The following is a 15,484-nucleotide window of genomic DNA, read 5'->3' on the forward strand; positions in this document are numbered from 1 at the left end:
TATCATCATAAAATAATCAATCTAAATAATTAACCATTTACGCATAACCAATTATGTTTACAAGACAGAAAGCAATGCTGCTCCCGTCTTTGGCACTTTTTTCTGTTGTCGCATTTGCGCAGCAGACTGAAATCCGGGGAAGAATTACGGATAGTGGAACAGCAGCACCTATAGTGGGGGCATCTTTAGTGGTGAAGGGAACCACAATAGCTACCAAGACAAATGAAAAGGGAGAATTTGTCCTCCAGACATCGGGCAATCAGGGCACATTAGAAATAAGTTATGTCGGCTATGCCACGCAGACAATTGCTGTAGCCGGAAGAAAGTTCCTCGATATTCAGCTTTCGAGCACCGAAAAAGGGCTGGATGAAGTGGTCGTTACGGGATATCAAACCGAACGGAAGAAGGATTTGACTGGTGCAGTGAGTGTTGTTAATGTTGCTGAGATGATGAAGGCTCCAGAAAATAACCCGATGAAAGCCCTGCAAGGAAGGGTAGCCGGTATGACTGTAACTTCGGATGGTAGTCCAAGTGGAGCGGCAACAGTGCGTATGCGCGGAATCAGTTCGATCAACAGTAGTCAGGATCCCTTATATGTCATTGATGGAACCCCCACACAGGGAGGAATGCACGAACTCAATTCGAATGATATCGAAAGCATTCAGGTTTTAAAGGACGCTTCTTCGGCGAGTATCTATGGCTCGCGTGCAGCCAATGGTGTTATTGTCATCACAACGAAAAAAGGAAAGCTAGGTGCCCCTAAACTTACAGTAGACGCCTACGCCACCAGTACGCATTTTAATAATCGCATGAAAGTGCTCGACGCACAACAATATGGTCGTGCCCTATGGCAGGCAACGATCAACAACGGTGGCAATCCAAATGGAAACAATATTGGTTATCAGTTTGAATGGAATAACGATGCGAATGGCGTGCCTCAGCTCAATACTGTTTTTGTTTCCAAGTATATTGATCGTGAACACACCATGTATGCTTCAGATACCGATTGGTTTAAGGAAGTTTCGAAACCAGGACTGCAGCAGTCATACAATGCGACATTGAGCTCCGGAACAGAAAAATCCAGCTCCTTTTTCTCCTTAGGTTATTTGCACAACAATGGCACACTCCGTTACACGGATTTCCAGCGAATATCCGCCCGGATGAATGCTGACTATAAACTGTTTGATGGAAAACTGGTTGTTGGAGAGAATTTTACGGTAAACAACACGGGTGAAGTGCAGGTCCCCGGCGATGTACTTGACCTTTCGTTGAAAGCTTTACCGATTATCCCCGTGCATACGGTAGATGGAATGGGCTGGGGGGGACCAGCATTGGGAATGAACGACCGTCATAATCCCATGCGTGTACTTTACGACAATAGAAATAATAAATACAATTATTGGCGTTTGTTTGGGAATGCCTATGCCGATCTACAGCTGATAAAAGATCTGCATGTTCGAACCAGTTATGGCCTGGATTACAGTAATTTTTACAAACGTAACCTGGAAGTATCCTATCGTTCGGGATTTATGAACAGCAGCCGCAGTGGCGTTAATATGGAGCAGTCTCATGGGATGAAGTGGACTTGGTCCAATACAGCGACTTATCGGAAGGCAATCGACAAACATACAATAGATGTGCTGGCTGGTATCGAAATGAACCGTCAGAATGATGTTAATTTTAACGCCTATACCGCTGGTGATGGTGCATTTGCCATAGAAACACCAGAGTATATGTGGCCAGGTGTGAGTACGGGTACAGCGGCAGTAGGAGGTGGCTCTACAGGCTTCTCGCTGCTATCCTATTTTGGAAAGGCCAATTATTCCTATGATGACCGTTATCTGGCTTCTTTCACCGTACGCCACGATGGCTCTTCCCGCTTCGGTAAGAATAACCGCTTTGCCACTTTTCCAGCGGTAACGGCAGGCTGGCGGATCTCTTCTGAACGCTTTATGGCAAGTACAAAAAATTATATTTCTGACCTCAAGTTACGTGTGGGATGGGGGCAGACAGGCAACCAGGGTATTGGTAATCTGGCTACCTATGCCCTGTTTGTCCCCGAATATGGTGTTGCTGATCCAACATGGAATATCGTGGACGGTACAGCATACGATCTATCGGGTGCAGGAACGGGAAAGTTACCATCGGGATACCGCAAAATCCAAACGGAAAATAATGATCTGAAATGGGAAACTACCACGCAGACGAATATAGGCTTGGACTTTTCATTGTTTAATCAAAGTCTCTATGGTTCGATTGACTGGTATGTTAAAGCAACCAAAGATATGTTGATCAATCCAGCCTATATCGGTGTGGTCGGAGAGGGCGGTTACCGTTGGGCGAATGGTGCCTCCATGGAAAATAAAGGTTTGGACGTATCGGCGGGATATCGTAATAAAACAACCTTTGGATTGGACTATGATGTGATGGCTGTGTTCTCGACCTATAAAAACAAGGTGACACATTTACCTGAAGCAGTAGAAAACTCTTATGGTGGTCGTCAAGGGGACAATATTATCGGCCGGCCGCTAGGGTCATTTTATGGCTATGTCACCGACGGCATTTTTCAGAATCAGGACGAGGTGGATGCGCACGTCAATCAGACCGGTAAGGGGATTGGACGTTTACGTTATGTGAATGTGTACGATGCGGACAATCAGATCACCGATATGGACCGTACTTGGATTGGTAGTCCTCATCCTGATTTTTCTTATAGTTTGAACATTGTGCTAAAATATAAAAGCTTTGACCTATCTGCGTACTTTCAGGGGGTACAGGGAATAGATGTTGAAAACTGGCTGAAAAAGCAAACGGACTTCTGGAGTGTGGACGACGTCAATTCCAATAAAGGTGTACGTCTGCTCAATGCCTGGACACCACAAAATCCAACGTCAACGATCCCGGCCTTACAAACAACAAATAACAACGACGAGGGCCGTCTGTCAAATTACTTTATCGAGAATGGATCTTACATGAAGCTCCGGAATTTGTCCCTGGGCTACACTTTGCCAACAGCAACCGCCGCACACCTGCGTATGAGCCGATTAAGGGTTTATGTAACTGGTCAGAATCTATTTACCGTTAAATCAAAAAATTTCACCGGTGTGGATCCTGAAAATGTAGGTTGGGGTTATCCAATTCCAACCACGTGGACAGCTGGGGTAAATATTGGATTTTAAAATGGGAGCGAAATAAGGCGATACACTTCTAAATAATTTATACGGATGAAAAAAATAACCACTAAAATAGCGATATTCATGGTTCTTGCTGGACTACTTCCAGGATGCACCAAATTTTTAGATCAAACACCCAATGGTGTACTGAGCTCCGATCAGGTTAAGGAGCCCGAACGATTATTGACAGCTACCTATGCGGCATTGGGTAACGATCATTATGACGTCCCTTTTAGCTTATGGCCCTATGGTACGGTTCGCTCGGACGATGCTTATAAAGGCGGATCGGGACCACAGGATATCCAGACCTTTCATTTCCTGGAGGTCTCCAATAACATTACAACCAATTTTGCAGAGTTGGATAAATTGTGGTTTCAGTTGTACGTTGCGATTTCGCGTGCCAATACCACTATCAAGACCATACAGGAGATGGATAATTTCGATGGGAAGGAAGAAAAACTGGGTGAAGCACGCTTTCTACGCGGTCATTTTTACTTTATGCTCAAGATCCTTTTCAAATATGTGCCTTATATTGATGAAAATGTCGCAGTAGACAGCTATGAAACCGTATCGAATAGGGCCTTGAGCAACGATGCGCTATGGCAAAAGATTGTGGATGATTTTCAGTATGCTGTAGATCATCTCCCGGCTGTACAAACGGAGGTCGGGCGTGCCAACCGTGTTGCTGCTGCGGCATATCTTGCCAAAACCTATCTCTATAAGGGATACCGTCAGGACAATGCCGAACGTAATGTGGTGACGGGCATCGATGCCGGAGATTTGGAAAAAGTTGTACAAAATACGGATGTTGTACTTTCATCCAATCATACGCTGGAAACCGACTTTGCTTTTAACTTCTTGCCGGGCAAATATGAAAATGGGACTGAAGCCCTGTTTTCAGTTCAGTTTTCAAAAGATGACGGGACAAAATTTGGGCGTGTTAATTTTTCTGATGTGCTATCAGTACCTATGGGCGTAGGTTGTTGTGATTTCAATAAACCGAGTCAAAGCCTTGTCAACGCGTTTCGCACAACGGGTAAAGGTCTACCACTGGATAACTACAATGCGTTGAATAGCTTTAATACCTCAGAAAAGTACGATCCACGGTTATTCCATACAGTTGCAATTCCGGGCTTACCTTACAAGTATAGTAGCAAAAGAACGTATGAAGAAAGCTGGAACCGTAACCCGGCAGAATATTCGGTTTACGCCTCATTGAAAGAGAATGTAGATCCCGATTGCGATTGTTTTGTCCCGATGGTACCGTTCTATGCCAATACAAAAAATCGAATTGTATTGCGCTTTGCTGATGTGCTGTTGATGCGGGCAGAGGCGCTTATCGAGCTGCATCGTTCGGCTGAAGCACTGCCATTGATAAACCAAGTACGTACGCGGGCAAAAAATAGCACTGCACTTACGGGCTATGCAAATGATAAAACCCTGATCGAAACGTACAAAAATGGAGATAATATTGTATGGAACGAAGAAAATGCCCGGAAGGCGTTACGTTGGGAAAGACGATTGGAGCTTGCGATGGAAAACGGAAGATTCTTTGATCTGGTACGCTGGGGAATTGCAGACCAGGCCATGAATGCCTATTATGATGCGGAAAAGTCACGTCGATCTTATTATTCTTCGGCACATTTTACTGCAGATAGGAACGAATATCTGCCGATTCCTGAAGCACAGATCAGATTAAGTAAATATCTGTACAAACAAAATCCAGGCTATTAAATAAGCATTTATTGTTGAACGATCAGCATAACCAATTATTCCAATGAACACATTAAACAATTATATAAAAGTGGGGATTACTATCCTGCTTATCTGGCTTATTGCTGCCTGCAAACGTGATGCCGGTGGCACACTCAATTTGAACGCAGATGTAGATGTACTTTCATTCAAGGTCGGTAATACCGTTGGAAAAATAGATCCGGCAAAAGGTACCATTCTTGTCATGGTTCCTGAAGGCACAGATCTTTCAGCGGTGGCTCCGACGATTGAATTGCCTAATAATGCCAAGGTTTCTCCAGCTTCAGGTATCGCCCAGAACTTTTCATTTTCTGGTACAACACCAATTACTTATCGCGTGTTTAATGGAAATCTATTCAACACCTATCAAGTAACCGTCAAAGAAATCAAAGCGGAAATAACGGCATTCCATATCGGAGAAAAAGCTGGAATCATCGATCAGAAAAATAAAAGCATTAAAATTTACCTACCCCTGGGGACAGACCTGAAGAACTTATCACCTGCGATAGAATTTACAGCTGGCGCGAGCATAACGCCCAATCAGAGTGGCCCCGTGGATTTAAGTTCTCCGATAAAATACAGCCTTGCGTATATGGGGCAGACGTTCCAGTACACGGTAACAGCGATATTAGGCACGGAACCCAAACAGATCCTGATGATTTATAATGGCGAAACAAGCGTTCCACATTTCGACGGGTTAGGGGTGAGCGCCGTAGATTCACCTTATCCCAACCCGAAAACTACGGGAATTAATGCAACACCGTTCTGTGCGTCTTTTGTCCGGGATAATAAAACGGGCGAAGGCTGGCATGGTGGTGCATTGTGGAATGCAAATAAAGTGACGATCAATCCGGCAGAATATGGCCGTTTTTCCATTATGATATTGAAGGGTGTAGCGGGAGATGTACAATTGGAGATTCAATCGGATGGTGAACAGCAAAAAGATTGGTTGCGGGCTAATTATGCAAAGGAACATGTTGGGGAGTGGCAAGAGTTGGTTTTTCAGATTCCTGCTGGAAGAAAGGCTATCATCAACAATATACTTGTGATGCCGCATGAGCATCCTAATGGACAGCCCGTGGCATTTCCTACCCAACGGATGTACTGGGACGAATTGAAAGCATTACCTAAAGAATGATCGAATACAAATAATACAAGCGATGATAGATAATAAGGGATTAATAGAAAGATTTAAATCATGAGACCAAAATTGTATTTGCTTCCGACAGTATTCTTGCTCAGCTTGTTGACAAGTTGCAAGAATAGCGACGAGCGTTCGACCGTGGTAGATAAGCCCATAGCAATACAACCGGTGGACAGTTCTACGGCCTGTATTTCGGGGCAGGAGGCTGGCCCATATCAACGATTCTACAGGCCCCAGCAGGGGTTTGTGGGCGATCCCATGCCTTACTACAATGCCGACGATAAAAAGTTCTACTTGTTTTATCTCTATGAGAATGCCAACAGACACCCGATTTATAGCACGCGAACAGGTGACTTTGGAACATTTGAGGGCTATACCGAAGTGTTGTCGTCGGGCGCTGTGGGGAGTCAGGATGAATGGATCGGAACAGGAAGTTTTATCAAAAAAGGAACAGTGTATTACTGTTTCTATACAGGTCATAACAGTGTTTTTACTCCAGCAGAAAAGATCATGTTGGCCACGTCCACTGATTTAATGAATTGGACCAAGCAACCAGCTATGGCACTGCAGGCTGCCGTGGGCTATGATCGAAATAATTTTCGGGATCCGCACGTTTATTGGGATGAAGGCCGTAATGCCTACGTGATGCTAGTCACGACGCGAAAAGACGGAAAAGGAATCCTTGCACGTTATCAGTCAACCGATTTAAGCAGTTGGTCGATGATTGAACCGCTCGTTGCGACGACAGGGACAGTGGAAAAATATGGCATCGAAACAGATGCTGAACTATTGGAATGCCCGGATCTATTTAAAATGGGCAATAAGTGGTATCTGTTGTTTTCGCGGATCAACCGGGATGAACATCGCAAGACATTTTATCGTATTGCGGATTCTCCGGACGGTCCCTGGATGATCTGTCGGGATGCCGAAGGACATCATGAAACCTTTGATGGACTTTATCTCTATGCTGGCAAGACCGCTAGCGATGGTACAACACGTTATCTTTCGGGTTGGTGTTCAACGGGACAAACCGTCAATAATAACAACGAACTGCCCTGGGCTGGAAATCTAATTTCCCATCAGTTGGTTCAGGGAACGTCAGGACAGTTGTATCCTAAAATTCCGGAGGCCCTAAACAGCAAATTTAATAAAGAAGTCGCCTTTGAAAAACTGAGCAGTGTTGGTGAAGTTTCTGAGTCGAATAAAACCTATCGTTTGTCAGCTCAATCAGGGGGAAGAAGTTATGCGCTGTTTAACCGAAATACGTCGACCGTAAAAATGACAATGACTATTGATGCTTCGCAATCCAATCAATTTGGTTTTTCATTTGGAGCATGTGATGATCCGACCGAAGTGTATAGCATTGCTTTTGACCTGACTTCATCCAATCGTTGGAGCATGCCGGCCCTATTTATGAATAAGGAGGCTCGAAATGGTAGCGGAAGTAAAACAGCACTCAATTTTACACCACTCACCGTACCGACCAATCGGATTTTTAATCTGAAAATTAGTATTGAAAAGTCTATCTGTGTCGTGTATGTGAATGATCGTGTTGCTTTTACCAACCGGATCTATAAAATGGATCAAAATCCATGGACTATTTTTGTGGATCAGGGAACCGTTACAGTCAATGGGTTGAAAGTTGAAAAATCTTCCTGATAATTTATAAGATATTTGCTTATTGAAGCGAACAATAATCGGATTATAAACGTAAACAAAAGAAAAATGATAAGATTAAAAAAATACGGACTTACGATGTTCTTGCTAAGTATTGTCGGTACAAGTCTGGCCCAGATGGGACAGCAAAAACAACGGGATGCTGAAGAAAAATATCGCCCACTTTACCATTTTACCCCACAGCAGGGCTGGATGAACGACCCCAATGGGCTGGTCTATTTGAACGGTAATTATCATCTTTTTTTTCAGCATAATCCCGAAAAACCCGTTTGGGGACCAATGCATTGGGGCCATGCGATCAGTAAAGATTTGATTCATTGGGACGAGCAGAAGATCGCATTGTACCCCGACAGTTTGGGAACTATTTTCTCAGGTAGTGCTGTGATCGATAAAGACAACACTGCAGGTTTTGGAAAAGATGCTATGGTCGCCATTTTTACCCATCACAATCATCAGGAAGAGGATCGGAAAACGGGATTGCATCAAAATCAAAGTTTGGCTTATAGTTTAGATAAGGGTCTTACCTGGACAAAATATAAAGGCAATCCAGTATTACCAAACCCTGGCATATGGGATTTCAGGGATCCAAAGGTGATGTGGCACGCGCATAGCCAACGTTGGATTATGACCTTGGCTACAAAAGATTGTATTACTTTCTATTCTTCCAAAGATTTGAAAACATGGCAGAAGGAAAGTGAGTTTGGTAAAGAGGTGGGAGCTCATGGAGGTGTCTGGGAATGTCCCGATCTTATTCCCATGGACTACAAAGGAGTTACAAAGTGGGTCTTGTTGGTCAGTATCAATCCAGGTGGGCCCAACGGTGGTTCCGTAACACAATATTTTGTGGGTGACTTTGATGGACATCAGTTCCGCACAGAAGATAACCAAATAAAGTGGCTGGATTGGGGACCCGATAATTATGCCGGTGTAACTTGGAGCAACCTGGGGGATAGGCACCTGATGATTGGCTGGATGAGCAACTGGCAATATGCCAATGTGGTTCCTACCACAAAATGGCGCTCCTCCTCAACCATACCACGTATTTTATCGTTGGATAAAATTGGACAGTCTTTCTACGTTGCAAGTACTGCGCCCAAAGAAATTGAAACTGCATTTCGACCGCTTAAAAAGTACCATGGCGGCGGAACGAAGGAAGTTTCGTTCGAGCAACATCTCCCGCAAGCGTACCGTTTGGACCTCAAAGATTTGAAGCAACAGTCTTTCAAAGTGATCTTATCAAATGAATCTGGTGACGAATTGGTTATTGGTTACCGTGAAGATCAAAATGCATATTACATCGACCGCTCTAAGTCCGGGGAAGTTTCGTTTAACGAGGAATTCCCAAAGATAGCTTCAGCACAACGCCTGCTGAATAACGGAACACTCTCTTTCAGCTTGTATGTTGATGTGAGCTCTGTGGAGCTTTTTGCAGATGGGGGACTAACGGTAATGACCAGTTTATTTTTTCCGAATAAACCCCTGACCAAGCTGCGGATCATTGCCGACCAAAAACTAGCATTTCAGGAACTTAGTATCTCTAAATTCAAAAGGAAATAACACCTGATTTCAGAAGTATATAAGCCTGTCCGACTTGGTTGGACAGGCTTTTTTTTGTCTTTTGGATAGCCCTTTTATTATCAACAGGTGTTCTTAACTAAATGATAGAAGATGTAAATGTAACAATCTTCTGTCTTTCAGTAATTTAATTTGAATTCATGTGCTTATTGATTAATTTAATGACCAAAATAATCAATTATGGACAGCGCTAAATAGTTATCTAATAAGTCTTTTGCACCTATTGATATCAACCTTAAACCAAGGAGATATGTAAGGTTTGGTACTTGTCCAACTGATCCAATATTACAATGTTAAATTTATCATTTCGTAGAGAAGAACTTCGTTTTTTTGTATTGCTATTGTGCTTAGGCCTTTTGTCTATGCAAGTAAAGGGGCAAGGTCATGTCCGGGACTTTAACTGGAACGAAGCACAAAAAGTGCTCTTTTTAGGAAATAGCATTACCTATGCCGGGCAATATGTCGCCATGACCGAAAGTTTGTTCCTGAGCAGTCATCCGAAAAAGAAACCCCAGTTTATTAACTCAGGGCTACCAAGTGAGACCGTATCTGGACTGAGTGAGCCGAATCATGCCGATGGAAAGTTTCCGCGACCTTGTCTATTTGACCGTTTGGATAATGTACTCGATAAAATCAATCCTGAGGTTGTCTTCGTCTGTTATGGCATGAATGACGGTATTTACCTACCATTTGATTCGGCTCGTTTTGAAGCCTATAAAAACGGAATTATACACCTGCAAAAACGACTTGCAGATCAAGGTGTCAAACGTATCATATGGATGACTCCACCGGTGCATGATGATCCGCAGCTTCGGCTCAAGGGGTACAATAAAGTATTGGATCGTTATGCCGAATGGTTGATCGATTATGGCCGAAAACAATCATGGGAAATCATTGACCTCCATTTCCCCATGCGGCGATATTTGGAGACTGGCATCAAGAAAGATCCTCAGTTTAGGCTAGCGGCAGATGGTGTTCATCCTGGCGAGTTGGGCCATTGGCTCATGGCAAGGGAAATTGTTAAACACCTGATGCCTAATTTCCCGATCGAAAGCACATGGGATGATAATTTGCGCGATAAACCAAAACTTCGCCAGTTATATACCCTTGTTTTGAAAAGACAGACGATCATGAAAGACACATGGTTGACTTTTACAGGCCATAAACGACCCGGACTATCAAAAGGAATTCCATTGGAGGATGCGCGAAAGACTTATGATACCATGCAGGAGGAAATAAACCACTTGGGTTTCTGATGACCCCTGTTTAATGATTATAATCCATGAACTTTTATGTATAAAACTATATTACGATGAAAATCAATTTTTTAAAGTGGAAGTGTGCAGCAGCAGTGGGAATGTTGCTATGCATGACCGATGTTGCTAATTCACAGACCAAATCATTACCCTATGAAGGCGTAGCCGGCTGGCAGGAGACACAAGATAAACGCATGGAATGGTTTAAAGAAGCTCGTTTTGGGTTATTTATCCATTGGGGATTGTATAGTGCAGCGGGAGGTTCTTTTGAAGGAAAAAAATACCCACAGCATTATGCTGAATGGATACAAACTTGGGGGAAAATTCCCAGTAAGCAGTATGCTGAAGTGCTGAAACCAAAATTTACATTGCGTTCTTTCGATCCAAAATCCTGGGCTCACCTTGCAAAAAAAACGGGAATGAAGTATATGGTGCTGACCTCCCGACACCACGAAGGCTTTAGCTTATTCAATAGCCAACAGCCTTACGCGGTTAAAAACGATGTAACAGGTACGGCAAATTTATCGCCAAAAGGGAGAGATCTTTACCGCGAAATTATGGAAGCTTTCCGCCAGGAGGGAATGAAAGTAGGCGCCTATTATTCGCTGCTGGATTGGCAGCATCCCGATTCCTATGAGGCTTTTCAGTTAAACCCGAATGTAGATAATCATCAACCTGATCATGAATGGTATAAAGCCTATCTCTATGGCCAAATTAAGGAGCTTGCCCAAAATTACGGGCGATTGGATATGCTGTGGCCCGATTTCAGTAGCAAACAGCACGAAGGTGAAGCCTGGGGAACCAAACATATTTTAACAGATTTGATCAAATGGCAACCCAACATTATTATCAATAATCGATTTTGGAATGGACTCGAAAATAAAAACGGTGATATTGGAACGCCTGAAAAATATATTCCACCAACAGGCTTGCCTGGTATGTATTGGGAGGTAAGCCATACCATGAATGAAAGTTACGGTTATAGCGCCCATGATCAAAATTGGAAAAGCTTCCCCAAGATCATGCAATTATTTGTGGAAACAGTAAGTAAGGGCGGCAATTTCCTGTTAAATGTTGGACCCGATGGTGATGGCGGCATTCCTGAACCTGCGGTGCGTATTATGGAGCAGATCGGGGACTGGATGAAGATCAATAGCGAATCTATTTACGGGACTACGGCGAGCCCTTTCCAAGCGTTGGATTGGGGTTATTGTACGCAAAAAAATGGGAAGCTCTATCTGCATGTTTTTGACCGTCCAGCCGATGGGAAAATAAATCTACCAATCAAAAATAAAGTGACGGCTGTCTATGCCCTGGCTTCACCGAAAATGAAGTTAAAATATACGCTGGAAAATGGTAGACCAGCAATTCCTGTTGATGTCTTTGACAGCAATAAAGGACCTAAGGTTATCGTAGTGGAGATTCAGGGAAAACCAATTGTTGAGGAAAGCCTGACACAAACACAGGCGGATGGTCGTATCGTGATGAACGCAAATAATGCAAAACTGCAGGAAGGAAAGGGACTGAAAATTATTGGCGCACATACCCATGATCCAAATCGCCCGAATGCCATAGGTCAATGGAAGGATCTTGCCGATCAAGTAATTTGGGATATTAAAATTCAAAAACCGGGTAAATACCGAGTACTCATCAATTATCTACCTAATCCTAAACATCAGGGCAAAATTTTGCTAACCGCTCTTGGACAAAAGATTCCTTTCGCCTTTATAAATGAAAATGGAACTGCATTTAAGGAAGCGGTCATGGGAACAATAGAAGTATCACAGCAAGTGATCGGAGAGCCAAGCACAAAAGTGCTGCTGCAGGCTACGGCGATTGATGGCGATGCATTACCTGAGATTGCGTCAATTACACTGGTTCCGGTTCAAGAATAAACTATTTTTGAGAAAGCCTAGACAAATCATCCATACATAAACCATTTTGCCGCCAAGGACCGAATAAGTGTCTATAAAGACGAGCAGAAAAATAAACTATCAGTAAAAAATGAAAAGAAGAGAATTTATAGCCAAGGGGATTGTATCCTCTTTGGCTTTCACAATTGTCCCGCGCGTTGTGTTAGGCGGAAATGGATTTCTTGCACCAAGTGATCGTATCAATCTTGGATTTATCGGTGTCGGAAAACAATCCTATACTTTGATGAACGGTCTCAATCGCTGCAAGGAAATCGCAAGTCTGGCGGCCTGCGATGTGGACCGTAACAAGTTGGCCGCATTTATTGCTGCGACAGCGAAAAAGCAAACGGAATTGTCAAAAGCACAGACTGAGATCAAGGCCTACCACCATTATCGCGAACTATTGGATCGGAAAGATATTGATGCTGTTGTTATTGCAACACCAGATCACTGGCATGCGCAGGTTGCTGTTGATGCAGCTAAAGCCGGCAAAGATATTTATTGTGAGAAACCCCTGGCGCTTACCATTGCCGAGGGGAGAGCAATGGTTGATGCAACCCGCAAATATAAACGTGTCTTTCAGACAGGTAGCATGCAGCGTTCTTCCTATAATTTTAGACAGGCAGCAGAACTGGTTCTCAATGGCTATATCGGCAAAATAAAAGAAATTAATGTGTCTGTGGGCGAACCGGTCAAACAATGCGACCTACCAGCTATGCCAGCACCGGATTATTTGGATTGGGATATGTGGGTAGGACCTTCACCTTACCGCGGTTATAACCCGATTTTAAGCCCACCGCTTGAGGATGATAAATGGGCTTGGTGGCGTGGTTACCGTGATTTCGGCGGTGGTTATATTACCGATTGGGGAGCACATATGTTTGATATTGTGCAATGGGCATTGGGCATGGACGAATCTGGCCCGGTGCAATTCAATCCACCTAAAGCAGCAAATAGCAATAGCGGGCTTTCCTTTAACTATGCCAATGGAGTTCGGGTAAACCATGTGCAATGGGGCGTACATAACGCGATTCAATTTATTGGTGAAAAAGGTAAGATTGAAGTAAGCCGCGAATTTATCCGTTCGAATCCCGAGAATTTGGCCAATCTTAAATTGAGCTCTACAGATCGTCGCCTGTATTACAGTGATAACCACTATCAGGATTGGGTAGACGCGATCAAAAAAAGAAGTAAGCCGATCTGTGATGTTGAAATAGGCCATCGGACGAGCTCTGTTTGCAATGCCATCAACATAGCGTATGAACTTCAAAAGGATTTAAAATGGAATCCACAAAAGGAACAGTTCGACAATGATTATGCTAACCTCATGCGTAGCCGCCCTTATCGCGGGGAATGGGATTTTAGAAAGTTCTAATCAAGAAAATGGTCGACTAATGATAAAAACAGGCTTAGCATATTTGCTAAGCCTGTTTTGTTTATAGATCAATATTTCTACAACAATGTAGGCTTGTATTACCCTGTCTTTGGCGGTAACATCTGCTAAGCACCTTTTCACAATTTTTTAATAAATAGGGAGGAAAGATTCGTACCTGCTTCGTACCTTATTCGGATGGGATACAGATATTGTACAGGTGCTGAACAGATATTGACCAGACCCTGAACAGGAATTACTTGGTCAACTTTCGATCAATAGCCGTAGCAAGATTCTCCACAGCCGAAGGTGATACGAACACAACCCGAATACAGTATTTAGTGCTATAGACACAAAACGCCATGTAAAACACGTTTTTCTGCTAACGGAAAGCTGACGGAAGCGAGCATATTGGAGAGGTCGTTTACACGATTTGATCACTAGATCGCTTTTCTTATCTGGAGATAAAAAAACATGGCCCGCTGATTTAAAACAAAGGGAACAAAAAGAAAATTTGCTATTCTGGATAGATAATTGCTTTATTTGTATCCAACAATTATTACATTCGAACAGCAAAGGGAATCTTGATATGTCGCAATTAACAATAGTAGATCTGGCCAAAAAACTCGGCTTGTCAAAATCGACCGTTTCCCGTGCATTTCGGGATAACGAGGATATTAATCCGGCGACAAAAGCCCGTATTTTGGCCATGGCCGAAGAAATCGGTTTTTCGCCGAATGTCTATGCGAGTAGTCTGAAAGCGAATAAAAGTCTGACCATTGCGATTATTATTCCCGAATTTGGTAATAAATTTTTCTCGCAGGCCATCAAAGGAATCGAGGCAGTGGCACGCTCTAAGGGCTATCATACCTTGATTTACGTGACGGATCATCAGGTACAAAATGAAGCTTCCATCGTGCGCTCGCTGGCTAATGGACGAGTGGATGGTGTGATCATTTCGGCTTCGGGTGAGGGAAAAGACCATTCGCATTTGCAGCTGTTGGCAGAAAGGGGAATACCGGTCATGTTCTTCGACCGTGCATACGACGATTGGAAGGGGGGATATATTACGGGGAATGACTTTGATTCGGCTTATCTGGCAACGAAGCACTTGATTGATAATGCCTGTCAACGGATTGCTTACCTCGCCATCAATCCTCATGTTTCGATTGGTAAGGTGCGTAAAGACGGGTATGAAAAAGCTTTGCAGGAGGCGGGAATACCGATTAGGCCCGAGCTTATTTTGGATACCGTCAATGATGCCGATCAGAATATGAAAGATATCACCAGCTTGATCGAGAAGGAAAAACCCGATGCCATTTTTGCCTCAGTAGAACGTCTCGCCATTTCGAGTATACGGGTCGCCAAGCAGCTCGCAATTCGTATTCCTGAAGACCTCAAGATCATTTGTTTTTCTTGTTTGGATATCGCCGATCTGATCGACCCAGCACTGAGCGTAGTGAAACAACCTGCCTACGAAATGGGCCAATTGGTAACAAAATACCTGTTAGATAAGATGGATGATCCAACAAATGATAAGTTTGCTAATTCGGTTTATCTTGATTCCCAGCTTATTTTTCAAAAATCTAGCCTCAAATAAGAAAAAAAATATTTGTTTTTTG

At 43.3% G+C, this 15,484-nt stretch carries 9 protein-coding genes; all 9 read left to right on the forward strand.

The window, feature by feature from the left end; all coding sequences use genetic code 11:
- Window positions 1-53 precede the first annotated feature (53 nt).
- Entirely contained in the window at window positions 54-3,179 is a 3,126-nt protein-coding gene (locus tag AAH582_RS07155; RefSeq protein ID WP_343321689.1) for a SusC/RagA family TonB-linked outer membrane protein, read from the forward strand.
- 45 nt (window positions 3,180-3,224) lie between these two features.
- Entirely contained in the window at window positions 3,225-4,907 is a 1,683-nt protein-coding gene (locus AAH582_RS07160) for a RagB/SusD family nutrient uptake outer membrane protein (RefSeq protein WP_286752939.1), read from the forward strand.
- Window positions 4,908-4,950: 43 nt separating this feature from the next.
- Window positions 4,951-6,063, forward strand: coding sequence for a hypothetical protein (locus AAH582_RS07165; RefSeq protein WP_343321690.1), 1,113 nt, complete (start codon window positions 4,951-4,953; stop codon window positions 6,061-6,063).
- Window positions 6,064-6,123: 60 nt separating this feature from the next.
- A complete protein-coding gene (locus AAH582_RS07170; protein ID WP_343321691.1) occupies window positions 6,124-7,728 on the forward strand; it encodes a glycoside hydrolase family 32 protein in 1,605 nt (534 codons plus the stop codon).
- Between the two features lie 66 nt (window positions 7,729-7,794).
- Window positions 7,795-9,303, forward strand: a complete 1,509-nt coding sequence (locus AAH582_RS07175) for a glycoside hydrolase family 32 protein (RefSeq protein ID WP_343321692.1) — start codon at window positions 7,795-7,797, stop codon at window positions 9,301-9,303.
- A gap of 308 nt (window positions 9,304-9,611) precedes the next feature.
- Window positions 9,612-10,577, forward strand: a complete 966-nt coding sequence (locus tag AAH582_RS07180) for an SGNH/GDSL hydrolase family protein (RefSeq protein ID WP_343321693.1) — start codon at window positions 9,612-9,614, stop codon at window positions 10,575-10,577.
- 56 nt (window positions 10,578-10,633) lie between these two features.
- Complete coding sequence (locus tag AAH582_RS07185) at window positions 10,634-12,472, forward strand: alpha-L-fucosidase (protein WP_343321694.1); 1,839 nt, start codon at window positions 10,634-10,636, stop codon at window positions 12,470-12,472.
- 109 nt (window positions 12,473-12,581) lie between these two features.
- Window positions 12,582-13,865 (forward strand): Gfo/Idh/MocA family protein, encoded by a 1,284-nt coding sequence (locus AAH582_RS07190; protein WP_343321695.1) that lies wholly within the window; start codon window positions 12,582-12,584, stop codon window positions 13,863-13,865.
- Window positions 13,866-14,451: 586 nt separating this feature from the next.
- Entirely contained in the window at window positions 14,452-15,462 is a 1,011-nt protein-coding gene (locus tag AAH582_RS07195; RefSeq protein ID WP_343321696.1) for a LacI family DNA-binding transcriptional regulator, read from the forward strand.
- Window positions 15,463-15,484 lie beyond the last annotated feature (22 nt).

It is taken from the genome of Sphingobacterium multivorum, from assembly GCF_039511225.1.
Classification (GTDB): Bacteria; Bacteroidota; Bacteroidia; order Sphingobacteriales; family Sphingobacteriaceae; genus Sphingobacterium.